At 68.0% G+C, this 25842-nt stretch carries 21 protein-coding genes and 1 pseudogene; 12 read left to right on the top strand and 10 right to left on the bottom strand.

All coding sequences use genetic code 11. The annotated features are described in order from the left end of the window. Positions 1 to 57: 57 nt before the first annotated feature. The 7 genes from ACQ86G_RS01310 to ACQ86G_RS01280 form a co-directional block, all read right to left on the bottom strand. A complete protein-coding gene (locus tag ACQ86G_RS01310; RefSeq protein WP_431258960.1) occupies positions 58 to 1095 on the bottom strand; it encodes a PfkB family carbohydrate kinase in 1038 nt (345 codons plus the stop codon). A gap of 18 nt (positions 1096 to 1113) precedes the next feature. Beyond that, on the bottom strand, positions 1114 to 2043 hold the full coding sequence (locus tag ACQ86G_RS01305; RefSeq protein WP_431258959.1) for an AraC family transcriptional regulator: 930 nt from the start codon (positions 2041 to 2043) through the stop codon (positions 1114 to 1116). 79 nt (positions 2044 to 2122) lie between these two features. After that, on the bottom strand, positions 2123 to 3553 hold the full coding sequence (gene dalD / locus ACQ86G_RS01300) for a D-arabinitol 4-dehydrogenase (protein ID WP_431258958.1): 1431 nt from the start codon (positions 3551 to 3553) through the stop codon (positions 2123 to 2125). 68 nt (positions 3554 to 3621) lie between these two features. Further along, on the bottom strand, positions 3622 to 4668 hold the full coding sequence (locus ACQ86G_RS01295) for an ABC transporter ATP-binding protein (protein WP_431258957.1): 1047 nt from the start codon (positions 4666 to 4668) through the stop codon (positions 3622 to 3624). Positions 4669 to 4682: 14 nt separating this feature from the next. Beyond that, complete coding sequence (locus tag ACQ86G_RS01290) at positions 4683 to 5528, bottom strand: carbohydrate ABC transporter permease (protein ID WP_431258956.1); 846 nt, start codon at positions 5526 to 5528, stop codon at positions 4683 to 4685. A 12-nt stretch (positions 5529 to 5540) separates the two neighbouring features. Next, the gene (locus ACQ86G_RS01285; protein WP_088406160.1) at positions 5541 to 6401 is read right to left on the bottom strand and encodes a carbohydrate ABC transporter permease; all 861 of its coding nucleotides are present in this window, start codon (positions 6399 to 6401) and stop codon (positions 5541 to 5543) included. Between the two features lie 6 nt (positions 6402 to 6407). Further along, complete coding sequence (locus ACQ86G_RS01280) at positions 6408 to 7766, bottom strand: ABC transporter substrate-binding protein (RefSeq protein ID WP_431258955.1); 1359 nt, start codon at positions 7764 to 7766, stop codon at positions 6408 to 6410. Between the two features lie 362 nt (positions 7767 to 8128). On the opposite strand from ACQ86G_RS01280, the gene ACQ86G_RS01275 reads away from it, so the two are divergent. Then, positions 8129 to 8374: a hypothetical protein gene (locus tag ACQ86G_RS01275; RefSeq protein WP_431258954.1), complete on the top strand. Its 246-nt coding sequence runs from the start codon at positions 8129 to 8131 to the stop codon at positions 8372 to 8374. Beyond that, a complete protein-coding gene (locus tag ACQ86G_RS01270; RefSeq protein ID WP_431258953.1) occupies positions 8371 to 9078 on the top strand; it encodes a hypothetical protein in 708 nt (235 codons plus the stop codon). The genes ACQ86G_RS01275 and ACQ86G_RS01270 overlap by 4 nt, the downstream gene beginning before the upstream one ends. A gap of 70 nt (positions 9079 to 9148) precedes the next feature. Here ACQ86G_RS01270 and ACQ86G_RS01265 read toward each other — a convergent pair whose 3' ends face one another. After that, a complete protein-coding gene (locus tag ACQ86G_RS01265; RefSeq protein WP_431258952.1) occupies positions 9149 to 10489 on the bottom strand; it encodes a dicarboxylate/amino acid:cation symporter in 1341 nt (446 codons plus the stop codon). Between the two features lie 299 nt (positions 10490 to 10788). Then, positions 10789 to 11256 carry an acyl-CoA thioesterase gene (locus tag ACQ86G_RS01260; protein WP_431258951.1) on the bottom strand — a complete coding sequence of 156 codons (468 nt, stop codon included), beginning with the start codon at positions 11254 to 11256 and terminating at the stop codon, positions 10789 to 10791. A gap of 99 nt (positions 11257 to 11355) precedes the next feature. Here ACQ86G_RS01260 and ACQ86G_RS01255 point away from each other — a divergent pair, with 99 nt between their 5' ends. The 7 genes and pseudogenes from ACQ86G_RS01255 (at position 11356) to pyrC (ending at position 18659) form a co-directional block, all read left to right on the top strand. Beyond that, the gene (locus ACQ86G_RS01255) at positions 11356 to 13224 is read left to right on the top strand and encodes an ABCB family ABC transporter ATP-binding protein/permease (protein WP_431258950.1); all 1869 of its coding nucleotides are present in this window, start codon (positions 11356 to 11358) and stop codon (positions 13222 to 13224) included. 11 nt (positions 13225 to 13235) lie between these two features. Next, positions 13236 to 14165, top strand: a complete 930-nt coding sequence (locus ACQ86G_RS01250) for a LysR substrate-binding domain-containing protein (protein WP_431258949.1) — start codon at positions 13236 to 13238, stop codon at positions 14163 to 14165. A 164-nt stretch (positions 14166 to 14329) separates the two neighbouring features. After that, positions 14330 to 15223 carry an amino acid ABC transporter substrate-binding protein gene (locus ACQ86G_RS01245; protein WP_431258948.1) on the top strand — a complete coding sequence of 298 codons (894 nt, stop codon included), beginning with the start codon at positions 14330 to 14332 and terminating at the stop codon, positions 15221 to 15223. 78 nt (positions 15224 to 15301) lie between these two features. Beyond that, the gene (locus ACQ86G_RS01240; RefSeq protein WP_431048417.1) at positions 15302 to 16036 is read left to right on the top strand and encodes an amino acid ABC transporter permease; all 735 of its coding nucleotides are present in this window, start codon (positions 15302 to 15304) and stop codon (positions 16034 to 16036) included. A 1-nt stretch (position 16037) separates the two neighbouring features. Beyond that, entirely contained in the window at positions 16038 to 16703 is a 666-nt protein-coding gene (locus tag ACQ86G_RS01235) for an amino acid ABC transporter permease (RefSeq protein ID WP_431258947.1), read from the top strand. A gap of 10 nt (positions 16704 to 16713) precedes the next feature. Beyond that, positions 16714 to 17447 (top strand): annotated as a pseudogene (locus tag ACQ86G_RS01230) (amino acid ABC transporter ATP-binding protein). 177 nt (positions 17448 to 17624) lie between these two features. Continuing rightward, positions 17625 to 18659, top strand: a complete 1035-nt coding sequence (pyrC, locus tag ACQ86G_RS01225) for a dihydroorotase (RefSeq protein WP_431258946.1) — start codon at positions 17625 to 17627, stop codon at positions 18657 to 18659. Positions 18660 to 18662: 3 nt separating this feature from the next. Here the strand turns inward: pyrC and ACQ86G_RS01220 are convergent, their stop codons facing one another. Then, a complete protein-coding gene (locus ACQ86G_RS01220; RefSeq protein WP_431258945.1) occupies positions 18663 to 21503 on the bottom strand; it encodes a TonB-dependent receptor in 2841 nt (946 codons plus the stop codon). Positions 21504 to 21694: 191 nt separating this feature from the next. Here ACQ86G_RS01220 and ACQ86G_RS01215 point away from each other — a divergent pair, with 191 nt between their 5' ends. The 3 genes from ACQ86G_RS01215 to ACQ86G_RS01205 are packed head-to-tail and all read left to right on the top strand — an operon-like array spanning position 21695 to position 25835. Then, positions 21695 to 23398: a cyanophycinase gene (locus ACQ86G_RS01215; RefSeq protein ID WP_431258944.1), complete on the top strand. Its 1704-nt coding sequence runs from the start codon at positions 21695 to 21697 to the stop codon at positions 23396 to 23398. Continuing rightward, positions 23338 to 24795 (top strand): S1 family peptidase, encoded by a 1458-nt coding sequence (locus ACQ86G_RS01210; RefSeq protein WP_431258943.1) that lies wholly within the window; start codon positions 23338 to 23340, stop codon positions 24793 to 24795. Before ACQ86G_RS01215 ends, ACQ86G_RS01210 begins: the two co-directional genes overlap by 61 nt. Further along, a complete protein-coding gene (locus ACQ86G_RS01205) occupies positions 24777 to 25835 on the top strand; it encodes an FHA domain-containing protein (protein ID WP_431258942.1) in 1059 nt (352 codons plus the stop codon). Before ACQ86G_RS01210 ends, ACQ86G_RS01205 begins: the two co-directional genes overlap by 19 nt. Positions 25836 to 25842: the final 7 nt, after the last annotated feature.

The raw sequence follows: 25842 nt of genomic DNA, 5'->3' as shown, positions 1-25842 counted from the left end.
CCCGGTCCGCGGCGCGTCCGACGGGCGGGCTTGGACAGCCCGCCGCGTCGTGTCCCGTCATGCCGCGTAGCGTTCGCCGCGGCCCACCCACTCCCTGACCTGCTGCCAGGTCGGCGCGCCGGCGCCGCTGACCTGCACGCACAGGCTCGCGCTGCCGAGCGCGTGCTGCAGCGCCTGGTCGCAGGAGTGGTACAGCAGGTTCTGGAGCATCTCCACCAGATTGGCCGCCCGGGCCATCTGCGCCTGGCACAGCAGGTGGGCGAGCAGCCCGGCGAGGAAGCTGTCGCCGGCGCCCACCGTGTCGACGACCTTGAGGCGCCGCGACTCCTTGGCGAAACAGTGGATGCCGTTGCGATGCAGCAGCCACGCGCCTTCCGCGCCCAGCGTCAGCGCGATCAGGCTGATCTGCGGATGCGCGTCCAGCAGGTTGCCGCAGCGCACCAGCGGGTCGTCGCCCGGCATGCCCAGGTGCACCAGGTCCTCGTCGCTGACCTTCACGATGTCCGCCAGCGCGAGCGCCCGATGCACCGCGGCGCGGTAGTCGTCCAGGTCGGGCATCACCGACGGCCGCAGATTGGCGTCCACCACGACGCAGCGGCGCTCGGCGCGCTGCGTCGCCAGCCAGGGCAGGTAGCGGTCCGTGTCCCGCGCATCGAGCGCGAGCGCGCCGGTGCACACCAGCCGCAGGTCAGGCAGGGCGCGGCAATGCCGCGTCAGCCCGTCCGCATCGACGGCCCGGTCCGCGACGCCGTCGCGATAGAACGCGTATTGCGGATGACCGTGGACATCGACCTCCACCACCGCGAGCGAGGTGACCGCCTGAACAGGCTCCGGCCGCGACAGCCGGACGCCGTCCGCGACCAGCTGTCCAGCCAGCTGCCGGCCGAACCGGTCGGTCGACAGCGGGTTGAGGTAGTGCGTGCCGACGCCTTGCCGGGACAGGGCGCGGCTCAGGTTGAACGGCGCGCCGCCGAGGCAGGGCTGGTACCGGCCGTCGGGTTGCCCGATCAGGTCGATCAGCGCCTCGCCGGCCACGGCGGCCTGGATGGACCGTCCGCCCGAGGGCGTGTCGATGGGGAAGGGCGCGAAGGTCATGGCGGGGTCCTCACTTCATCACTTCACGCCGAAGCGGCCGGCCGACCGCTTGCGGTACTCGCTGGGCGTCACGCCCTTGATGTCCAGGAAGCGCCGGTTGAAGTTGGCCATGTTGTTGAAGCCGACTTCGTAGGCGATCAGCGTGATGGTGCGGTCCGACTCCTGCAGCAGCTGGCAGGCGCGGTTCACGCGTACCCGGTTCACGAAATCGGTGAAGGTGTTGCCGGTGGCACGGCGGAAGAAGCGCGAGAAGCGGCTCTCCGTCATGCCCATCTCCTGCGCCAGGTCGGCGGCCGACAGCGGCGCGCCCAACTGCTCGGTGATGCGGCTGACCAGCACATCCACCTGCGCGAGCTCGAGGTCGCTGTCCTCGCTGCGCAGCGGCGCGCTGGACAGCAGGCGGTAGTCGCTGCAGCGGGCCAGTTCCCCCATCCAGTCGCAGAAGGCGCCGAAACGCGCCAGGCCCTGGCGCTCCTTGACGCGGCGCCAGTGCGCGGTGGCCTGCGCCTGCAGCCCGAAGAACTCGATGCCGTGGCGGGCACGCTCCAGCAGCGGCATCACCTCGCGCAGTTCCGGGATGCCGTCGGCGGCCGCGGCGAGGGGCTCATGCGGGAACTGGACGACCAGGTCGCGTTCCGGGATGCCGGCCTCGGGCACGTCCATGCTGATCCAGTTGTGCGGCAGGCGCGGGCCCGTCAGCACCAGCTGCCCCGGCTGGAACTGGCCGATCCAGTCGCCGACGAAGACCTTGCCGGACGAGGCGGTGATCAGGTGCAGCTCGTACTCGTCGTGACAGTGCCAGCGCGCCAGCGGCGTCGGGAAGCCGTGCGACAGGCAACGGATGAAGCCGGCGTTCTCCGACGGCTCGTAGCCCAGCTCCGGCGATCGGGAATAGGCGTACTCCAGCTCGGGCTGGGTGCGTCGCGGTGCGGCTTGTGTCGTCGGCATCAAGGGCTCCTGGTGCGAGGCCACGGTCGAAGGTGGGGACGGATCGGGTGCGCTGCGGCTTGCCGGTGCTTCCCGCGGTTCACCGCGGCGGTGTCGCCGGGATCCGCGCGATGAAGTGTCCGACCCGGTCGGTGGCCGCGCGCAAGGCCGCCTCCAACCGGAGATCACCCGCCAATTCTCCCCATAGCAGGCGATCGGCGGCGAAGGCAACGACGGGATCGTCGGCGGCGCAGATCGCATGGGCCGCGTCGATGTCCATGACCTGATCCTGGTAGTCGTGAGGCAGCTGACCGGCATGCCAGCGCTGCAGGTAGGCGAGGAAGAGCGCCGGCAGCATCGCGACGCTGGCGATCCCCTCGCCGCGCGCCAGGCGCTCGCGGATCGTCGGCGTGATGAAGCCCGGGATCTTGCTGAAGCCGTCCATGGCCACGCGCTGGTTGGTGTCGGCGATGGCCGGATTGGCGAAGCGCTCCAGCACCACGTCGCGGTAGGCCGCCAGGTCCAGCGGGCTGGGCTGCAGCACGGGGATGGCGTCGTCGGTGGCGTAGTCGACCGCCATCTGGCGGATGCGCGGATCTTGCGTGCCTTCGTGGATGAAGCGGTAGCCGGAGAGCGTGCCCGCCCACGCGATGCAGCTGTGCGTCGCATTCAGCAGGCGGATCTTGGCCTCCTCGTAGGGGAGCACCGAATCGACCAGTTCCACGCCCACCTGCTCCCAGGCCGGCCGGCCGGCGGCGAAGCGGTCCTCGATGACCCATTGCGTGAAGCTCTCGCTCATCAGTGCGGCGGGGTCCTCGCGTCCGGTGGCCGCGCGCACGCGGGCCGGGACCTCCGGTGTCGGGCGCGGCGTGATGCGGTCGACCATCGCGTTCGGGCTGGTGGTGTGCGATTCGATCCAGGCCGCGAGCGCGTCGTCGCCCAGCGCGCGCACGAACTGCAGCAGGCCGTGGCGCGAGCGGTCGCCGTTGTGCCGCAGGTTGTCGCAGTTCAGCAGCGTGATCGCGCCGGCCCCCGCCGCCCTGCGCGCGCGCAGCAGGACCGTCAGCGCGCCGTAGAGCGTGGCGACGGGGCGGCCCTCGCGGGCCGCGGCGAGGTCGGCGTCCAGCTCCGGCGCATGCGCCCAGTCGAGGTCGTGCCGGCTGTCCAGGTAGTAGCCGGCCTCCGTCACCGTGAAGGACAGGATGCGCGTGGCGGGATCCGCGGCGATGGCGATCAGGCCGGCGAGGTCCGACGTGTACGGCACGACGGTCCGGATGGATCGCACCCAGGTGTAGCGGCGCTCGCCTTGCGCGGACACCGTCTCCAGCGTGTACGCGCCGCCTTGCGCCTGCAGCGCCGCGATGGTCTCGGGCATGTCCGGGCGCAGGTTGCCGCCGGCGAGCACCCAGCGCGTGTCGTCGCGGTCGTGCAGCGCCTGCAGGTAGAGCGCCTGATGCGCGCGATGGAAGGCGCCCAGTCCGAGGTGGAGGATGGTGAAGGTCGGCTCGGCGGTGTCGTTGGCGATGGTCATGAGGACGTCGGTGGATGCGTCGTTCGTTCGGAGGAAAGTCGTTGCGGGCGCGGCGGCGTCAGGCGGCGTCAGGCGGCCAGACCCGCGGGCACGACACGGCCGGCGTCGTCGAACCACAGGGCCTGCGCGGTGTCGAGCTGCAGCGAGACCTCGTCCCCTGCCTCGCAACGCGTGCGTTCGCTGAGCCGCGCCACCAGCTGCGTGCCTTCGACGGTGCGCACGTAGAGCAGCGTTTCGGCGCCCAGCGCTTCCACCAGTTCCACGGTGCCGCCCATCGCGCCCTGGCCGCGGGGACCGACGCCGACCGCCTCCGGCCGCAGGCCCAGGCTGCCGTTCGCCGCGGCGCGCGGCGCCTGCCGCTGCAGCGCCTCGGGCAGCCGGCCGCAGGGCAGCAGGTTCATCTGCGGCGTGCCGATGAACTGGGCCACGAACTGGTTGGCCGGCCGGTCGTAGAGTTCCAGCGGCGTGCCGACCTGCTCGATCTGCCCGTCGCGCAGCACCACCACGCGGCTGGCCAGCGTCATCGCCTCGACCTGGTCGTGGGTCACGTAGATCGTCGTCGCGCCGAGGTCCCGGTGCAGCTTGGCGATCTCCACCCGCGTCTGTCCGCGCAGTGCGGCGTCCAGGTTGGACAGCGGCTCGTCGAAGAGGAACACCTTGGGCGAGCGCACGATGGCCCGCCCGATCGCCACGCGCTGCCGCTGGCCGCCGGACAGCGCCTTGGGCGTGCGGTCGAGGTAGGCGGTCAGGTTCAGCACCGCGGCGGCGCGCTCGACCTTCGCGCGGATCTCGGCGGGCGCGACGCCGGCGAGCCGGAGCGCGAAGCTCATGTTGTCGTAGACGCTCATGTGCGGGTAGAGCGCGTAGCTCTGGAACACCATCGCCAGGTCGCGTCGGCTGGAGGGCTCGTCGGTGATGTCGCGGCCGTCGAGCATCAGCGAGCCGCCGTCGATGCGCTCCAGGCCCGCGATCAGTCGCAGCAGCGTCGACTTGCCGCAGCCCGAGGGCCCGACGAAGACGATGAACTCGCCGCGTTCGATGCTCAGGTCGATGCCGCGGATGGCGCGATGCTGGGCGAAGTACTTCTCGATGCCGCTCAGTTGGAGGAATGCCATGGAAGAGGTCCGGTTTATTTGACGGCGCCGAAGGTCAGCCCCTGCACGAGCTGCTTCTGGCTGAACCAGCCGAACACGACGATGGGCGCGATGGCCATCAGCGAGGCGGCGGAGAGCTTGGCCCAGAACAGGCCTTCGGGGCTGGAGTAGGAGGCGATCAGCGTGGCCAGCGTGCCGGCCTTGGCGGCGCTCAGGTTCAGGCTCCAGAACGACTCGTTCCAGGACAGCACCAGGCACAGCAGGCCGGTGGAGGCGATGCCGCCCATGCCCAGCGGCAGCAGCACCAGCCGCACCTCCTGCCACAGCGTGGCGCCGTCCATGCGCGCGGCCTCGAGGATCTCCGGCGGGATGTCGCGGAAGTGCGAGTACAGCATCCACACCATGATCGGCAGGTTGGACAGCGCGAAGACGATGATCAAGGCGAGCTGCGTGTCCAGCAGCTGGCTCTTCTGCGCCAGCACGTAGATGGGCACCAGCGCACCCACCGCCGGCATCATCTTGGTGGACAGCATCCACATCAGCAGGTCGCGGGTCCAGCGGCCGCGGAAGAAGGCCATCGCGTAGGCCGCCGGCGCCGCCAGCAGCAGCCCGAGCACGGTGGACAGCACGCTGGTCACCACCGAGTTGCGGGCATGCAGCAGGTAGTCGCTGCGCGCCTGGACCTCGTGGAAGTTCTCCAGCGTCGGCGTGAACAGCCACTGCGGCGGCACGGCCACGGCCTGCAGTTCCGTCTTGAAGGCGGTCAGGCCCAGCCAGGCCAGCGGGAAGAAGAGCAGCAGCGCCACGGACCAGGCCGTCGCGGTGCGGATCACCGGGACGAGCGGGAACGGGGGACGTCGTCTTGCGGGTCTTGCGGTCATGGGGGCGTCTCCTCAACGGTCCAGGTTCTTGCCGATCAGGCGGATCAGGAAGACCGCCACGATGTTGGCCATCAGCACCGCGAACAGCGCGCCCGCGGACGCGACGCCGGCGTCGAAGTTCAGCAGCGCCTGCTTGAAGATCAGGAAGGTCACGTTGGTGCTGGCGTCCCCGGGGCCGCCGGCCGTGGTGGTGTAGATCTCGGCGAAGACGCCCAGCAGGAAGATCATCTCGATCATCACCACGACGGCGACCGATCGCGCCAGGTGCGGCAGGACCAGGAAGCGCACCTGCTGCAGGTAGTTGGCGCCGTCCATGCGGGCGGCCTCCAGCTGTTCCCGGTCCAGGCTCTGCAGCGAGGTCATGAAGATCAGCGTCGCGAAGGGCAGCCATTGCCAGGCCACCATCACGATCACGGCGAACAGCGGATGGTCGGTCAGCCAGTCCACCGGCTGCGCGCCGAAGAAGGTCCAGACCTGGGCCAGCACGCCGTAGATCGGATTCATCATCATGTTCTTCCACAGCAGCGCATTGACCGTGGGCATGACGAAGAACGGCGAGATCAGCAGCACGCGCACGATCCCGCGGCCGGGGAAGGGCTCGTTGATCAGCAGCGCCAGGGCGACGCCGATCAGCACGGTGATCGCGATCACGCTGCCCAGCAGCAGCAGCGTGTTGGTGACCGCGGTGCCGAAGGACGGATCGGTGACGAAGAACGTGAAGTTCTCGAGGCCGGCGAAGCCGGTCTCGTCCGGCTGCATCAGGTTGTAGCGGATCAGCGAGAAGTAGATCGTCATGCCCAGCGGCACGATCATCCACAGGAACAGCGTGCCGACCGCGGGCGCCAGCAGCAGGCGCGGAATGGAACGATTCATGGCCGCTCACTTGCGGTAGTAGCCGGCCTTGGTGAGCTCGCGCTCGGCCGTCGTCTGGCCCGACTTCAGCGCGGCATCCACGGTGGTCTTGCCGGCCAGCGCGGCGCTCAGCTGCTGTCCGACCGCGATGCCGATGGCCTGGAACTCCGGGATCGCGGCGAACTGGATGCCGACATACGGGCTCTTGGGCAGCGTGGCGTCGTTCGGGCTGGCCGAGTCGATGGCGGCCTTCTCCGCGGCGGCGAAGCGTGCGGCCTTCTGGAATTCCGGATTCGAGTAGGTGCTCTTGCGCGTGCCGGTCGGCACCTTGGCCCAGCCCTGCGTCTTCGCCACGAGCTGGATGTAGTCCTTGCTGGTGGACCAGGTGATGAACTTCTGGGCCGCGGCGACCTTGCGCGAGCCGGCCGGGATCGCGAGGTTCCAGGACCAGAGCCAGTTCGCGCCCTTGGGCGTGTTCATCGTCGGCGCCTGCGCGAAGGCCATCTGCGCGGCCACCTGGCTCTGCTTGGGATCGGAGACGAAGGACGCGGCGATGGTGGCGTCCACCCACAGGCCGCACTTGCCGGCGTTGGTGAGCGCGAGGATCTCGTTGAAGCTGTTGGAGGCCGATCCGGGCGGGCCGTACTGCTTGAGCAGGTCGACGTAGAAGGCGGTCGCGTCCTTCCAGGGCTTGGACTCGAGCTGCGGCTTCCACTGCATGTCGAACCACTGGCCGCCGAAGGTGTTCACCAGCGTGGTGATGAAGGCCATGTTGTCGCCCCAGCCCGGCTTGCCGCGCAGGCAGATGCCGTAGACGCCGTGCTTGGGGTCGTGGATCTTGGCGGCCAGGTCCTTCACCTGCGTCCAGGTCGGATGGTCGCCGAGCTGCACGCCGGCCTTGTCGGCGAGGTCCTTGCGGTACATGAGCATGGAGCTCTCGGCATAGAACGGCGCGGCGAAGAGCTTGCCGTCCACCGACACGCCGCTGCGCACGGTGGGGAGCAGGTCGTCGACGTCGTAGGCCGCGTCGGTCTTGAGTTCCTGCAGCCAGCCCTTGCGGCCCCAGATCGGCGCCTCGTACAGGCCGATGGTCATCACGTCGAACTGGCCGCCCTTGGTGGCGATGTCGGTGGTGACGCGCTGGCGCAGCACGCCTTCCTCCAGCGTCACCCATTTGAGCTTGATGTCGGGGTTGGCGTCCTCGAAATGCTTGCTGAGCTTCTGCATCTCGATCATGTGGCCGTTGTTGACGGTGGCGATCACCAGCTCGGTCGGCGTCTGGGCCTGGGCCGTGCCGACGAGGCCACTGAGGGCGACTAGGCCGGCGAGCGTGAGGGCGGTGAACACGGTCGGGCGCGACCGGTCGATACGGACGAAGCGGGGCATCGGGAGTCTCCTGTTATGGGTATCGGTCTTGGCCACCGGGTCGAGCCGGCGCTGAGGTCGAACGATAGCCACTCGCAGTTGCTCCGTTGATACCTGGAAGCTCAGCTGCAGATACTCTTTTGCATCACTGTGTTGCGGTTATCCCTGGGGTGGATCAATTCCGTATCAGTCCTGTCGCCGGGTGGTCCCGCAGGTCCGAAGGCGCGGCGGGCGTCGCGAAGCACGACGGACGACTCCTCATTCGGAGGAGGCCGCGACTTTCCCAAGTCATCGCTGACGGCGATTGCACGACAAGAGGCGATTGGCGCGGCAGCGCCGCCTCGGAATCATGAGGACTCCTCTGTTGATTGGAGTGATTCCTGATGAGCAAGAAGTCGAACGGAAAAAGCGCGAAGCCGGCCAAGCGCAAGAGCCTTTGCGAGCGGTGCGGGTTGGTCGCCAACGCGTCGGTGAAGGTCGAAGAGCCTCCGAACTGGGCGCACAAGGCTGGAGATTTCAGTCTGCTGCGGACAAAGCGTCGTGCGCTTTCGCTGGAAGAGGCTCGCGAATGCGCGATCGCTGCGGGGATCATCGACCTCGACGGGAATCTGATGCCGAGGTACCAATGACCGAAGGTCAATTGATCATCGCGTATCACGGGTGCGACATCACCGTGCGAGATCGGCTGGTCAAGGGCCATCTGCCTCGCCTGACGCCTTCGTCGAACCGATACGACTGGCTGGGCGAAGGCGTCTACTTCTTCGAAGGGGATGCTCAGCGGGCGATGGAGTTTGCCGAAGCAGCATGCTTGCAGTCGTCAAAACTGCTGTCGGCTCGACCGATCGTGACGCCTTCAGTGGCAGGGGTGATCCTGTGCGTCTGGCGATGCTGGGACATGACGACGGTTGGCGGGCGACAGGACTATCTGGAGGCGCATGACGAGCTGCGCAAGGTGGTGAGCGCCACTGGACGATCCATGCCAATCAATCGTTCCGCTGATGCCCTTGACGAAGAGACGTTGATTCGCGGTCTGGATTGCGCGGTATTCAACATGGGTCCTGAAATGCGGGAGCGCGAAGGGCTGGGGCCGGTTCAATTGCTGCGGGCAGCGTTTTATCAGGGGCGTCCGATCCTGGACGGCAGTGAGTTTCGAGTGGGCACGCATCTTCAGCTTGCGCTCCGCGACCCGCAATGCGTGATCGGATGGTTCTTGCCGGAAGGTGTGGGGTCCGCTCTGCTCAGCGAAGCTGAACTCCTTGAGGCCGACGCCGCGATGGCTCGCGCCATCCGGGCCAGGACCGCCAACAAACCCCGCGTGAGGGCCTCGCCATGACGCCGGCCGTACGAAGAAGAATGAACAACGCGCCCCTCGAGGCGCGTTGTCGTTCATGCGTGGGGTTCGCTCACGCCGTCTCGGCCGGTCCGGCCACGCGGACCGGCAGGTCGTCCGGATCGGCGGTCTTGCCCGACAGGGCCAGGTCCAGCGCGTCGTGGTCCAGCGCGTTCTCCCACTTGGACACGACGATGGTCGCCACCGCGTTGCCGACGAAGTTGGTCAGCGAGCGGCACTCCGACATGAAGCGGTCGACGCCCAGGATCAGCGCCATGCCGGCCACCGGCACCTCCGGCACCACCGACAGCGTCGCCGCCAGCGTGATGAAGCCCGCGCCGGTCACGCCCGCCGCGCCCTTGGAGCTCAGCATCGCCACCAGCAGCAGCGTGATCTGGTGGGTCAGCGTCAGCTCGGTGTTGGTCGCCTGCGCGATGAACAGCGCCGCCAGCGTCATGTAGATGTTGGTCCCGTCCAGGTTGAACGAGTAGCCCGTCGGCACGACCAGCCCCACCACCGTCTTCTTGCAGCCGGCCTTCTCCATCTTCTCCATCAGCGACGGCAGCGCCGACTCCGATGACGAGGTGCCCAGCACCAGCAGCAGCTCCGCCTTCAGGTAGCGGATCAGCTTCAGGATTGAGAAGCCGCACAGCCGCGCCACGATGCCCAGGATCACCAGCACGAACAGCAGCGAGGTCAGGTAGAAGCTGCCCACCAGCATGCCCAGGTTGAGCAGCGAGGCCACGCCGTACTTGCCGATGGTGAAGGCCATCGCGCCGAACGCGCCCACCGGCGCCGCCTTCATCAGGATGTGCACCATCCGGAAGACCGGCGCGGTCAGCGACTCGAAGAAGGTCAGCACCGGCTTGCCGCGCTCGCCCGTCAGCGCCAGCGCGATGCCGAACAGCACCGCGACGAACAGCGTCTGCAGGATGTTGCCGTCCGCCAGCGCGCCGATCAGCGACTTCGGGATCACGTCCATCAGGAAGCTGACCAGGGTCAGGTCGTGCGTCTTCTCGACGTAGCGGTGCACTTCCTTCTGGTCCAGGTCCGCCACGTTGACGTTCATGCCGGCGCCCGGCTGCACGACGTTGGCCACCACCAGGCCGACGATCAGCGCCAGCGTGGAGAAGAACAGGAAGTAGGCCATCGCCTTGCCGAACACGCGGCCGACGGCGCTCAGCTGCGTCATGCTGGCGATGCCGGTCACGATGGTCAGGAAGATCACCGGCGCGATGATCATCTTCACCAGCTTGATGAAGGCGTCGCCCAGCGGCTGGAACTTGACGGCCAGGGCCGGCTCGAAATGGCCCAGCGTGATGCCGATCAGGATCGCGATGACCACCTGCAGGTAGAGGTGGCGATACCACGGCACGGGCGCGGCCGGCGTGGCGGAGGCGGAAGGGGTCAGCATGGGGGTCGGCTCCGGTTGCGGGTGGCCGCAGGCGCCGTCACCGGCGTGTCTGCGCACCCTGGCCGGGCAGTATCCCACCCAGTTTTTCACGGTGTGTGCGGGATCTACGTACTTACCCTGGTGCGCGAATGCCCATTCGCCCTGCTGGGCGCAGACCAGCCGGATGGCCCCATCCCGGGGCCGCGCCGTTCACGAACGGGCAACGAGGACGGCCGGCGGGCACCGCGCGTCGCGCCTCGGTCGCGTTCCGGTCGCTTTCCGGTCGTGACGGCGTCGCTCGAGTCGTGCGGAGGGGGCGCTCAGGCCTCCTGGCCGAAGACGCGCGACTTGCCTTCGCGATCGATCGCGACGTAGGTGAGGTTGGCCTCGGTGACCTTGACCACATGCGGGTTGGCCGGGTTGCGTTCGGCGAAGACCTCGACGTGCACCGTGATCGACGTGCGACCGATGCGCGTGACCTGCGCGTAGAAGCTCAGCAGGTCGCCGACCGACACCGGCTGCTTGAAGATGAACTGGTTGACCGCCACCGTCGCGATGCGGCCGCGCGAGATGCGCGCCGGCAGCACCGAACCGGCCAGGTCGACCTGCGCCATGATCCAGCCGCCGAAGATGTCGCCGTTGCCGTTGGCATCCGCCGGCATCGGCATCACGCGCATCACGAGCTCGCGCGGACCGATGGTCTCGGGGGAGAGCAGGCTGCCGGGCGTCGTGGACGTCGACGGCGAGGGCGACGCGGCGGGGGCATTCGAATCGGTGGAGTCGCTCATGATGGGCAAACGGTGACAATGAGCGGCATTGTCGTCCAGCATGTCCGCCCTCGCCAGGGCGGATGCCCGACTCCACGGCAGGCCCACGCTTCCTCCTCCATGCGCCGCTCCACACTCGCCGGCACCGCGCCGACGCCCCCAGCCCCTCCCACCGACGGCTCCGCCGCGGCCGCGCCCACGTCCGTACCTGAAGCGCGCGGCGACTGGCACACCATCGCCCGCCTGCTGCCGTACTTCTGGCGCTACCGCTGGCGCGTCGGCATCGCGCTGGGCTTCATGGTCGCGGCCAAGCTCGCCAACGTCGGCGTGCCGCTGCTGCTCAAGCAACTGGTGGACAGCCTCGACATCCCCGCCGGCAGCGCGCAGGCGCTGATGGTCGTGCCGGTCGGCCTGCTGCTGGCCTACGGGATGCTGCGGCTGTGCACCTCGCTGTTCACCGAGGCCCGCGAGCTGATCTTCGCCAAGGCCACCGAGGGCGCCTCGCGCAGCATCTCGCTGCAGGTGTTCCGCCATCTCCACGACCTCAGCCTGCGCTTCCACCTCGAGCGCCAGACCGGCGGCATGACCCGCGACATCGAGCGCGGCACGCGCGCCGTGCATGCGCTGATCTCGTACTCGCTCTACAGCATCTTCCCGACGCTGGTCGAGGTCGTGCTGGTGCTCAGCCTGCTCGCGGTGAAGTTCGACGTGCTCTTCGCCTGGATCACCGGCGCGGCGCTGGTCTTCTACATCGGCTTCACGATCGTCGTCACCGAGTGGCGCACCAAGTACCGCAAGCTGCTCAACGAGCTGGACTCGCACGCGCACAGCAAGGCGATCGACTCGCTGCTGAACTACGAGACAGTGAAGTACTTCAACAACGAGGACTTCGAGGCCGCCCGCTACGACCAGAGCCTGGAGCGCCTGCGCCGCGCGCAGCTGAAGTCGCAGCGCACGCTGTCGCTGCTCAACAGCGGGCAGCAGGTGATCATCGCGGTCGCGCTGGTGGCGATGCTGTGGCGCGCGACGCAGGGCGTCGTCGACGGCCGCATGAGCCTGGGCGACCTGGTCATGATCAACGCCTTCATGATCCAGCTCTACATCCCGCTGAACTTCCTCGGCGTGATCTACCGCGAGATCAAGCAGAGCCTGACCGACCTGGACAAGATGTTCGGCCTGCTGGCGCGCGAGCGCGAGATCGCCGACGCGCCCGGCGCGCAGCCGCTGCGCGTGAGCGGCGCGGCCGTGCGCTTCGACGACGTGCACTTCGCCTACGAGCCGCAGCGCCCCATCCTGAAGGGCGTGAGCCTGGAGATCCCGGCGGGCAAGAAGGTCGCCGTCGTCGGACCGAGCGGCTCGGGCAAGAGCACGCTGGCGCGGCTGCTGTACCGTTTCTACGACGCGCAGTCGGGCCGCATCGCCATCGACGGCCAGTCGCTCGCCGAAGTCACCCAGCACAGCGTGCGCCGCGCGATCGGCATCGTGCCGCAGGACACCGTGCTGTTCAACGACACCATCGCCTACAACATCGCCTACGGCCGGCCCGAGGCTACGACGGAAGAGATCGAGGCCGCCGCCAAGTCCGCCCACATCCACGACTTCATCCGCCACCTGCCGCAGGGCTACCAGACCATGGTCGGCGAGCGCGGCCTGAAGCTCTCCGGCGGCGAGAAGCAGCGCGTCGCGATCGCGCGCACGCTGCTGAAGGATCCGCCCATCCTGATCTTCGACGAGGCGACCTCCGCGCTGGACTCGCGCAACGAGCGCGCCATCCAGGCCGAGCTCGAGGCCGCCGCGCAGGACAAGACCGTGCTGGTCATCGCGCACCGGTTGTCCACCGTCGTCGACGCGCACGAGATCCTGGTGATGGAGCAGGGCCTCATCGTCGAGCGCGGCACGCATGCGGCGCTGCTCGCGCAGCGCGGCCGGTACGCCCAGATGTGGGCCCTCCAGCAGGATGGTCAGGACCCGGCGGATCCGCGCGGATAAACTCCGCCGCCGTGGAAACCAAATGGCTTGAAGACTTCGTGAGCCTGGCGGAGACGCGCAGCTTCTCCCGCTCGGCTCAACTGCGGCATGTCACGCAGCCCGCGTTCTCGCGCCGCATCCAGGCGCTGGAGGCCTGGGCGGGCGTCGACCTCGTCGACCGCTCGTCCTATCCGACGCGGCTCACCGCCGCCGGCGAGACGCTGCTGGGCCAGGCGGTGGACCTGCTCGGCAACCTGCAGGCCACGCGCAACATGCTGCGCAGCCACCAGTCGGCGGGGCAGGACATGATCGAGTTCGCGGTGCCGCACTCGCTGTCCTTCAGCTTCTTCCCGCACTGGCTGATGGAGCTGCGCCAGCGCTTCGGCGAGGTCAAGTGCCGGCTGAACGCGCTCAACGTGCACGACGCGACGCTGCAGCTCAGCGAAGGCAACTGCGACCTGCTGGTCGTCTACCACCACCCCAGCCAGCCGCTGCAGCTGGACCCGGAACGTTACGAATCGGTCTCGCTCGGTCACGAGACGCTGGCCGCCTATGCGAAAGGTGACACAGCCGGCGCGCCGATGTTCCGGATTTCCGGACACCCGGGTCAGAAGATCCCCTTCCTCAGTTACGCGTCGGGGGCCTATCTCGGGCGATTGGTGGAACTGATCGTCAAGGGCGCGGCGCAGCCGCTGAACCTCGAATCGGTGTTCGAGACGGACATGGCCGAGAGCCTCAAGGCCATGGCCCTCGAGGGCCATGGGCTGGCCTTCCTGCCGGCCAGCTCGGTGAAGAAGGAAGTGAAGGCGCGCCGTCTGGTGCGGGCCGCCGAGCCGGGCCAGTACGAACTCAACATGGAACTGCGCATGTACCGCGAACGCCAGGGGTCGGCGCGGCGCGTCAAACCGGTGGCGCAGGCGCTGTGGAACTTCCTGACTCAAGTTGAGAATCGGGATGGCTGAAGCAGGCACGGAACCTGCATACGTAAGCCACGCAACAAGTCGAGATGCGTGATACTCCCTACCCAGCAAAGCGACCGCTCATGGTCTGCTCTGCCGGTTGGGGGGCTCACCGGTCGAACCTCCCTCGAATCCGCTTTTTGAATCCGAACGAAGCAGGAGCATCTATGAAGAAGGCATTGCTGGTACTGGCCCTTGGCGCGGCGTTGGTTGGCGTGGCGCAAGCCGACACGCTCAAGAAGATCAAGGACACAGGCAGCGTGACCATGGGCGTTCGCGAGTCCTCGGGCGCCCTGTCGTACACCCTGGGAGACGGCAAGTACGTCGGTTACCACGTCGAGATCTGCCAGCGCGTGCTGGCCGACGTGCAGAAGCAGCTGGGCCTGGCCAAGCTGGACATCAAGTACCTGCCGGTGACCTCGCAGAACCGGGTGCCGCTGGTGCAGAACGGCACCGTGGACATCGAGTGCGGTTCCACCACCAACAACCTGACGCGCCAGAAGGACGTGGCCTTCGCCGTCACGACCTACGTCGAGGAAGTGCGCATCGCCGTGAAGGCCGATTCCGGCATCACCTCGATCGCCCAGCTCAACGGCAAGACGGTCGCGACGACCACCGGCACGACCTCGGTCCAGCTGCTGCGCAAGCATGAGCGCGCCAACGGCGTGGACTTCAAGGAAGTGCTGGGCAAGGACCACGCCGACAGCTTCCTGCTGCTGGAGTCGGGCCGTGCCGACGCCTTCGTGATGGACGGCCAGATCCTGGCCGGCAACATCGCCAAGTCGCGCAACCCGGCGGGCTTCAAGATCGTCGGCGAAGTGCTGTCGGTCGAGCCGATCGCCATCATGGTCCGCAAGGACGACCCGGCCTTCAAGAAGGCCGTGGACGACAGCATCAAGGGCCTGATGAAGTCGGGCGACATCTCGAAGCTGTACGACAAGTGGTTCATCCAGCCGATCCCGCCGACCAACACCAAGGTCGGCCTGCCGGCGACGGCGGCGACCAAGGACGCGTGGGCGAATCCGAACGACAAGCCGGTCGAGGAATACCTCAAGAAGTGATAGTCCTTGCCTGAGCACAAGGCGCCCCGCGGGGCGCCTTGTCGCAACAGGCCTTCGTTTTGAAGGATGGAGCACGCCATGGCGAGCTGGGATTGGCAGTTGTACTGCACAGACATGGTGACCGAGGAGGTCGCGCCGAAGTGTTTCGGCGCCCCCGGTTATGAGACTTACCTGGACGCGATGATCCACGGCTGGGGCTGGACGATGTTCGTCTCGGTCGTGGGCCTGCTGGTCGCGCTGGTGGCCGGGTCGCTGATCGGCGTGCTGCGCACGGTGCCGAACAGGAAGCTGGCGATGTTCGGGGAGTCCTGGACGGAGCTGTTCCGCAACATTCCGCTGATCGTCCAGCTCTTCATCTGGTATCACGTGGTGCCGCGGCTGTTCCCGGTGCTGGACCTGCCGCCCAGCGTGCTGGTGGTGATCGCGATCGGGCTGTTCACGTCGGCGCGGATCTCGGAGCAGGTCAAGGCCGGCATCCTGACGCTGCCCAAGGGCCAGCGCTACGCGGGCCAGGCGCTGGGGCTGACGCTGCCGCAGACCTACCGCCACGTGCTGCTGCCGATGGCGTTCCGCATCGTCATCCCGCCGCTGACCAGCGAGAGCATGAACATCGTCAAGAACTCGGCGGTGGCGTTCGCGGTGAGCATTCCCGACCTGGCGCAGTTCGCGCTGCAGGCGTCGGAGCAGTCGAGCTTCGTGCAGATCTTCCTGCCCGTGACGATCCTGTACTTCGTCTCCGCCTACGCGATCAACCGCGTGGCCAAGGTCATCGAGTGGTACGTCCGCGTGCCTGGCATCCTGGGGGCGAAGTGACATGACGCAACTCGATTTCTCGTTCCTGACCTGGGACGTCCTGACGTCCTTCGTGGCCAAGGGGCTGTGGTTCTCGATCCAGCTGACCCTGTCGGCCATGATCGGCGGCATCGTGCTGGGCACGGTGCTGGCGCTGATGCGGCTGTCGGGCAAGTGGTGGCTGGAGAAGCCGGCGGCGATCTACGTCGACACGCTGCGCTCGATCCCGCTGGTGATGGTCATCCTGTGGTTCTTCCTGCTGATCCCGTACATCGCGGGGCCGCTGGGGCCGGAGAAGACGGCGCTGATCACCTTCACGCTGTTCGAGGCGACCTACTACTCGGAGATCATGCGCGCGGGCATCCAGTCGGTGTCCAAGGGCCAGGTCTTCGCCGGGTACGCGATGGGCATGACCTACCGCCAGACCATGAGCCTGGTGGTGCTGCCGCAGGCCTTCCGCAACATGCTGCCGGTGCTGCTGACGCAGACCATCGTGCTGTTCCAGGACACGTCGCTCGTGTATGCGATCGGCGCGTACGACCTGCTCAAGGGCTTCGAGGTCGCCGGCAAGAACTTCGGTCGGCCGATGGAGACCTACCTCTTCGTCGCCGTCGTCTATTTCGTGATCTGCTTCAGCCTGTCCATGCTGGTCCGCCGGCTGCAGAAGAAGATCGCCATCATCCGCTGAGGTCCGCTCCATGATCGAAATCAAGAACGTCTCCAAGTGGTACGGCCCGTTCCAGGTGCTGACCGATTGCTCCACCAACATCCAGAAGGGGAGGTGGTGGTGGTGTGCGGCCCGTCGGGGTCGGGCAAGTCCACGCTGATCAAGACCGTCAACGCGCTGGAGCCGATCCAGGCGGGCGACATCGTCGTCGACGGCACCAGCCTGACGAACCCCAAGACCAACCTGCCCAAGCTGCGTTCGCGCGTGGGCATGGTGTTCCAGCATTTCGAGCTGTTCCCCCACCTGTCGGTGACGGAGAACCTGACGCTGGCGCAGGTCAAGGTGCTGGGCCGCAACATGGCCGACGCCAAGACCCGCGGGCTGAAGATGCTGGAGCGCGTGGGCCTGATGGCGCACAAGGACAAGTTCCCGGGCCAGCTCTCGGGCGGCCAGCAGCAGCGCGTGGCGATCGCCCGGGCGCTGTCGATGGACCCGATCGTGATGCTGTTCGACGAGCCGACCTCGGCGCTGGACCCCGAGATGGTCGGCGAGGTGCTGGACGTGATGGTCCAACTGGCCAACGAAGGCATGACCATGATGTGCGTGACGCACGAGATGGGCTTCGCGCGCAAGGTCAGCAACCGCGTCATCTTCATGGACGCCGGCAAGATCATCGAGGACTGCACCCGCGACGAGTTCTTCAGCGATCCGGAAGCGCGCTCGCCGCGCGCCAAGGACTTCCTGGCGAAGATCCTGCAGCACTGAACGGCGACGCCTCCGGCGTCCCGCGTACCGCTTCGAAGGCCCGCTCCGCAAGGTGCGGGCCTTTGCTTTCGTCTGCAGTTCTTCCGGGTGGAGTGGGTTGTGTGTGGTGAGCCGCACGTGCGTCCGGGTCGGAGTGCGGAAATCCGCCGAGCGGACACGATGAGACAATCCCGCCCCATGAGCGAAACCCTTGTCCTGACCCGTCCCGACGACTGGCACGTGCACCTGCGCGACGGTGCCGCCCTGCAGAGCGTCGTCCCGTACACCGCGCGCCAGTTCGCGCGCGCGATCGCGATGCCGAACCTGAAGCCGCCGATCACGACGGCCGAGCAGGCCCTCGCGTATCGCCAGCGCATCCTCGCCGCGGTGCCCGCCGGCGTGGACTTCGAGCCGCTGATGACGCTCTACCTGACCGACCGCACCACGCCCGAGGACATCGCCGCCGCCAAGGCCGCGGGCGTCGTTGCGCTCAAGCTCTATCCGGCCGGCGCCACGACCAACAGCGATGCCGGCGTCACCGACATCCGCAAGACCTACGCGACGCTGGAGGCCATGCAGAAGGCCGGCCTGCTGCTGCTGGTGCACGGCGAGGTGACCGACGGCGACGTCGACGTCTTCGATCGCGAGGCCTTCTTCATCGACCGCGTGATGCAGCCGCTGCGCAAGGACTTCCCCGAGCTGAAGGTGGTGTTCGAGCACATCACGACGAAGGAAGCCGCGCAGTACGTGACTGGTGCCGACCGCTTCACCGGCGCGACCGTCACGCCGCAGCATCTGCTCTACAACCGCAACGCGATCTTCATGGGGGGTCTGCGGCCGCACTACTACTGCCTGCCGGTGCTCAAGCGCGAGGAGCATCGCCTCGCGCTGATCAAGGCCGCCACGTCGGGCAGCGCGAAGTTCTTCCTCGGCACCGACAGCGCCCCGCATGCCTCGGTGATGAAGGAGAACTCGGTGTGTGGCGCCGGCTGCTTCACCGCGCTGTCCGCGATCGAGCTTTACGCCGAGGCCTTCGAGGCCGCGGGCGCGCTCGACAAGCTCGAGGCTTTCGCGAGCTTCAACGGCGCCGACTTCTACGGCCTGCCGCGCAACACCACGCAGGTGACGCTGCGCAAGACCGACTGGACGCTCCCCGAAGCCGTCCCCTTCGGCGAGGCCGCCCAGCTCAAGCCGCTGCGCGGCGGCGAAGTCATGAGCTGGAAGCTCGACTGACCCTCACTTGAACTGATACGACGCCGACAGATAGAAGAAGCGCCCCCGCGGATCCGTGTAGCTCGGGTCATACCCCGAGATGAAGAAGTACGCCTGGTTCGAGAACGGCGGCGCCGTATCGAACAGGTTCTTCACCCCCGCCCGGAGCGTCAGCGCGGAGGTCGCTTCCCATCCACCGGACAGGTCCCAGAGCGAGTACGCCTTGACCTTGTTCTTCGAGACGATGTTGCCGGCGTCGTTGTCGATGGCGGTGTTCTGATCGTCGTAGCCGCTGTAGAAGCTGTTGGCCAGATTGAGGCTCCACGGCCCGCGCGACCAGTCGAAGTTCAACCGGTGGCGCCAGCGTTGCACGACGCCGTCGGTGACGAAGCGGCCGAGGTTGCTGATGAACGGATCGCCGTCGCCGGTCTGCTTCTTCGATGCCAGCGTCAGCGTGCCCACCAGCTTGGCGCCGAAGCGTCCCCAGTCGGTGGCGGGCGAGCGGAATTGCAGCGTCAGGTCGAGCCCGGAGGCCTTCTGCTTGCCGCGGTTTTCCTTGTGCAGCTCGATGAAGCAGATCTCGGAATCGTCCGGATCGAAATCGCAGCCCGCGACCGGCGTCGCATCGTTGTAGCGATGGATCAGCGACGCGTACTTGTCGGCGTTGGCCAGGATCACGTCCTCGCCGATCGTGCTGATCAGGTTGCGCTTCTCGATGTTCCAGTAGTCGAGACCGACGCTCCAGTTCGGCGTCGGATCCGTCAGCACCCCGATCGAGAACTGCCGCGACTTCTCCGGCTTCAGCTTGGGGTTCGAGTAGATGCGCGTTTCCCAGAAGTCCGAGCAACTGGTCAGGTCGTTGTCGTTCTCGCGCATGCAGACCGGGTCGGCCAGCACCGGCGTCGTGCTGGTCTTCACCGAGCGGTACAGGTCGTTCATCGACGGCGCGCGGAAGCCGGTGCCCGCCGAGGCGCGGAAGGTCAGGTCCTTCATCGGCGCGAAGCGCAGGCCGATCTTGGGGTTCGTCGAGCCGCCGATCTTCTGGTAATGGTCGTGACGCACGGCGAGCTGCAGCTCCCATTCCTTGGCGAAGGGCACCAGCAGTTCTCCGTAGGCGGCCCAGATGTTGCGCGCGTTCTTGGTGAATTGCGCATCGCCGGGGGTCGAGTCGCCGAGGATGTCGTCGGACAGGAGCAGGTCGCTGGCCGCCGAGTCGGATTTCTCGCGTCGCACTTCCGCGCCCACCGCGACGGCCATGTCTCCGCCGGCCATCCGGCTGAGCGTGCGCGTGGCCTTGAAGTCCAGGCTGTCCATGGTGCCGCGCGCGCGGCGCACCTCCTGGTTGATGTTGTTGTCGCGCAGGAAGTCGAGGCCCGCCTGGCTGGACGGTCCGAACGGGTTGAGGATGCCGTCGGCATAGGCCTGCATCGTCGCGTTGTACGGCAGGTAGCCGCGCACGTCGCGGTCCGAGATGCGGTTCACGCTGTGGTTGAAGCCCCAGTCGTAATCCCACGCGCCGACCGTGCCGGTCATGCCCAGCACCACGCGGCTGCCGGTGCTGGTGAGCTCGCTGGCGCGCATGCCGGCCTCGAGCATGCGGGTGCGGACCTCGATCTCCGGATCCACGTCGGCCAGGCCGGTCGCGGCCAGCGCCGGGATCATGGACACGTCGAGCAGCGCGTCGATCCGGTTGCTGGTGCCCACGTACCAGCTCTTGCTGCGCGAGTAGGAGGCCTCGACGAAGAGCTGGTGGTTGCCGCCCAATGCCAGCACGCCGCGGCCGAGGAAGCTGCTTTTCTCGGTCTTCGGATACAGCTCGAGGTCGCGCATGTAGTCGTACGAGCAGCCGTCGACGCCCCCGATGCCGGCCGGCAGATAGAGCGTGTGCGGCGGTTGGCAGTCGGGGATGCTGAGGTTGATCGTGCGGTTCGTGATGGGCCTGCCGTTGAGCAGGAAGCCCTGTTCCTGCAGGTAGTCGCGCTGGTCCGCGCTCAACCGGATGTTGCCCGGGAAGCCGACGCCCGACAGCAGATGCGGCAGGCGTTCCGGGATGCGCAGGTCGGAGATGAAGTCGCGTTGCGAGGTCCGCAACGCGTCGGTCTTCTGGAAGTCCAGCACGCCCATCAGGTTGAAGCCGTCGCGCGACAGGTCGCCGTGGCCGGCGGCGATGGACGCGGTGCGCTTGCCCGCACCGCCTTCGCCGGTCTTGCCGCCGTAGACGTCGAGCTGCACGCCCTGGTAGTCCTTGCGGGTGATGAAGTTGACGACGCCGCCGATGGCGTCGGTGCCGTAGATCGCGGAGGCGCCGTCGAGCAGCACCTCGACGCGCTCGATCGCGGCGGCGGGGATGTTGTTGAGGTCGACCCCGTTGTCGTCGCCCGGCGAGGCGAAGTTGGCCATGCGTCGGCCGTTCAGCAGCACCAGCGTCGAGGACGTGCCCAGCCCGCGCAGGTTGGCGGAGTTCAGTCCCATCTGGTCGCGCACGCCCCCGGTGCCGATGCTGACGCCGTCGGTCAACGCGTTGCTCATGGCCGAGACCGTCGCCATGATTTCCGCCGCCGTGGTGACGCCGGCTTTCACGATGTCGGTACGGTTGATCACCTGCACCGGCAGCGCGCCTTCGTCGGCGATGCGCCTGATGGCCGAGCCGGTGATCTGCACGCGCTGCAGCTTCTGCGCGGCCTGCGGCGAAGTGGGTGGCGAGGCGGGCGCCGACGCGGCGGACTCCGGCGGCGCGACCTGCGCGTGCGCGGCCTGCGTCAGTCCGACGCTGCACAGCGCGATCAGTGCCGCGGCCGCACAGCAGCGGGGCGCGAACGGCGGGCGATGCGAGACGTGGCGGACGCGCGACGTGCGGAGGGTCATGGTGGGCTCCCGGGGGCCGATAGGGGGTGGCTCTGTCGGACCAGTCTAGGGAGCGGACCGTCACGGACAAGGGTGATGACCCGCGACAGTCGCGACGAAGCAACTGACCTGTGACCAATGGTCACCCGTTGGTGGGTGGGTGAGGCTATGGTGATACGCAAAGCCGCCCCGCGCGGCGGGAGGCCCTGACGATGTTCGATCGCTGTCTGCTGCGCCGCGCCGTCGGCGCGCTCCTGGTGACGTGGTCCGTGCTGCCGGCATTCGCCGCGCCGCCCGCCAAACCTGCGCCGCCCCGGCCCGCCACCGCGGCGACCGCCGCGAAGCCCGCCGCGCCCTCTGCCGCGTCCTCTGCCGCCAACGTTCCCGCCGTCCCCGCCTCGGGTGCCCAGGCAACGCCTGCCCCTCCTTCAGATGTCCCCATTAAAGGCCACGCGATGGCCATCGGCGGCGCGCTGAAGGCGGACAACGACGAAGTCTGGAACCGCCTGATCGCCCTGGCCGGCGGGCGCGGCGCGCGATTCGTCGTGTTCGGCACCGCCGCCGAGGACCCCGAAGCCAGCGCGAAGCAGGTCGTCGAGCAGTTGCAGCGCCGGGGCGCATTCGCCGAGGCGCTGCCCGTCGCGCCGAAGTTCTCGTGGGTCGACCTGAGCAAGGTCGTGCGCGACGCCGCGTTGATCGCGAAGGTGCGCAACGCCAAGGGCATCTTCTTCACCGGCGGCTCGCAGGAGCGCATCGTCGACGTGCTCTATCCGGGCGGACAATCGACGCCGATGCTCGACGCCATCTGGGACGTCTACCGCAAGGGCGGTGTCGTGGCCGGGACCTCGGCCGGCGCGGCGATCATGAGCACGGTGATGTTCCGCGACGCGCCCAGCGTCATCAGCATCCTCAAGGGCCAGTGGGAGGAGGGCAAGCAGATCGACCGCGGCCTCGGCTTCGTCGGCCCGAACCTCTTCGTCGACCAGCATTTCCTCAAGCGCGGGCGCTTCGGCCGCATGGTGCCGCTGATGCTGGCCAAGAACTACCAGTTGGGCCTGGGCGTGGACGAGAACTCCGCCGCCGTGATCCGTGGCGACGAGGTCGAGATCATCGGCCACAAGGGCGCGCTGCTGGTCGATCTCAGCGAGGCCTCGTCCGACCGCCAGCTCGGTGTCTTCAACCTGAAGAACGCGCGGCTCACCTACCTCGACCATGGCGACCGGATGAACCTGCGCACGCGTGGCGTCACGCCTTCCGCGCTGAAGCTGCGCGGACAGAAGCTCGAGCCCGGCGCGCCCGACTACAAGCCCTACTACACGCTGCCGCAGTTCTACACGGACATGCTGGGCGACTCGACGATCGCCACGGCGATGTCCATCCTGATCGACAGCGTGCAGCCGGAGTTCCGCGGCCTGAGCTTCGAGGCCGCGCCGAAAGCCGGCGACAAGCTGGCGGATCTGGGCTTCCTGTTCCGGCTCTACAAGGGACCGGGCAGCATCGGCTGGAGCACCGACGAGCTCGGGCCGGAGGACTACACGGTGGTCAACCTCTACCTGGACGTGACGCCGGTGCGCATGCCGCTGCCGCTGTTCCGGCCCTGGCCCGGCGAGGCCCGTCCTAAGCAACCGGCCGCGGCCGAGGAGCCGCCGGCCGGCGAGCGCCCCCGCAGTGAGCGCGGGGGCAGGGCGTGCCGGTCGCGCACGCCGGCAAGGCCGTCCGGCATCCCGATTGCTGGCGGCCTTGGCAAAGCCGCTAGCATGCGGCGTCCGCTCTCGTTGCGCCGTTCCTGTTCCCCTTCCGGTTCCTTTTGTCTGCCCTTCCTGCCCTTCCCGCTCTTCTCCTGGAGTCTCCTGCGTTGTCGCGAAAACTTCTCACCCCCGGGCGTGCCGCCGCCGGGGCGGTCCTGCTGCTGCTGACCGCGGCACTGGGCCTGCCCGTCACGGCGCAGACACGCCCCGCGCCGCCGCCGGCCGCGCCCGTCGTACCGGTCATGCCGGCGATCCCTGCCAGCGCCCCGGCGATCGCCGCCAGCCAGGCGATGCCGTCGGCGCCGGTCTCGGCCAGCGCCCGCCGGCTCTATGACCGCAGCCGCGCCCAGCTGCTGCAGGTCCGCACGCTGTACAACGGCAGCCAGGCCTCGGTGGGCTCGGGCTTCGTCGTCAGCGCCGAAGGCCACGTCATCACCAACTACCACGTCGTCAGCCAGCACGCGCTGGAGCCGGAGCGCTACCGCCTCCAGTACCAGACGCCCGAGGGCGACGGCGGCGACATCGAGCTGCTGGACTTCGACGCCCGTCGCGACCTCGCGCTGCTGCGCATCGTGCGCAAGGGCGACGCCGCCGATCCCAAGGGCGATCCCAAGCAGGTGATCGCTCGCATGACCGCCACGCCGCTGGTGTTCCGCAAGGCCGAGCAGCCGTTGGCCAAGGGCGAGCGCATCTACTCGATGGGCAACCCGCACGACGTCGCGTTCGCCGTTGTCGAGGGCACCTACAACGGCCTGGTCGAGCGCAGCTTCGATCCGCTGATCTACTACTCCGGCTCGATCAACCCGGGCATGAGCGGCGGGCCGGTCCTCGACGAGGACGGCGAGATCGTCGGCATCAACGTGTCGACGATGATCTTCGCGCAGCAGATGAGCTTCCTGGTCCCTGCGGAGCACGCGGCCGCACTGCTCGCGCGCAGCCGCAACGCCACGCCGATGAAGGGCGCCGCCTGGCCCAGGCTGCGCCAGCAGCTGATGGCCTACCAGGACGAGCTCTCGCGCAACTTCCTCGCGCAGCCGTGGCGCACGCTCACGCATCCGCGCTACCGCTTCCCGATCCCGCAGGAGGAATACATGCGCTGCTGGGGCAGCGGTTCCTCCGCCGAGGAGCAGGGCCTGCAGATGCAGCGCACGCAGTGCCGCATGGAGCACGCGCTCTTCATCAACGAGTCGCTGCAGACCGGCTACTTCGGTGTCACCGAGGAGGTCTACGACGGCAGCAAGCTCGGTGCGGTCCGCTTCTCGGCGATCTACTCGGCGAGCTTCCGCAACGAGCGCCTGGGCGGTCCGGACCGGGATCGCACCGCGCCGTACTGCAAGGAGGACTTCGTCCAGCAGAAGGACGGTCCGCCGCTGCGCGCGGTCGCCTGCCTGCGGGCCTACCGCAAGCTGGAGGGACTCTTCGACCTGACCGTGCTGGTCACCAACGTGGACGCCTCGACCGAAGGCGCCCTCGGACGATTCGACGCCCGCGGCGTCAGCTTCGCGAACGCCACCAAGCTGACGCGTCACTATCTCCAAGGATTCGCATGGACCACGCCGCGGTAATCGAGATCGTCGACCGGGACGGTCATTGCCGGGAAAGCCACAAGGTGCGCGCGTGGCCGCTGCGCATCGGCCGGTCGCCCGATTGCGACCTGGTGCTGTCCGACCCGCACCTGGCCGGCGCGCATGCGCTGCTGCACTGGGACCGCGGCGAGCCCGCGGCCGAGCGCAGCGACGAGACCGGGGATGCCCAGGCCGCGCCCGTGTCCGGCGGCCCGGTGCTGGAGCTGCTGCCCAGCCAGAACGGCGGATGGCTCGACGGACGCCGGCTCGCGGCGGGCAGTCGCGCGCCGTGGCCGTCGTCGGCGCTGCTGCAGATCGGCACCACGCGGCTGCGGCTGCGCACCGTGCTCGACCCGCTGCCCGCCGAGAGGCTCATGAACCGTGCCGACGAGCCGGTCAGGCGCGATGCGCGGCCCGCGTGGGCGCTGCCGGCCTTGCTGGCCCTGTGGGCGCTGATGCTGTGGGGCGCGAACTGGGCCGCCTACGACGGCTCCGCGAGCTGGGTCGACACGGTGAGCGCCTTGCTCGCGCCGATCGGCGTGGCGTTGATCTGGTCGGCGCTCTGGGCACTCGTGACGCAGCTGTTCCGTCACTGGTTCGCGTTCGGCGCGCACCTGTGGCGGGCGCTGGTCGCGACCGTCGCGATGCAGTTGCTGGACCTGCTGCTGCCGCTGCTGGCCTACATGGTCAACGCACCGAGACTGCTGGCGGTGGAGCCGGTGCTCATGTCGGTGGGGGCCGCGCTGCTGCTGTGGTGGCATGCGACGGTGGTCTGGCCGCGCGCCTCGCGGCGCGTGGCGGTGGGCATCGGCGCGATGTGCGTCGTCGGCCTGGTGCTGACCGTGGGACGGCGCACCGAGCAGCAATACTGGCTCGGCCCGAACTACATGGCCACGCTGGCGCCGCCGTCCTTGCGCCTGGTCTCGCCGAAGCCCGTGGACAGCTTCATCGACGGCATGGACCAGCTCGAGGCGCCGCTGCTGAAGCAGGCGGAGAAGCGCAACGAGCAGGCCGGCGGCAGCGGCGACAACGAGGAGTAGCAGGCCG

The organism is Roseateles chitinivorans, assembly GCF_050632145.1.
GTDB lineage: Bacteria > Pseudomonadota > Gammaproteobacteria > Burkholderiales > Burkholderiaceae_C > Roseateles > Roseateles chitinivorans_B.
This window is presented reverse-complemented; position numbering and strand designations above follow the sequence as displayed.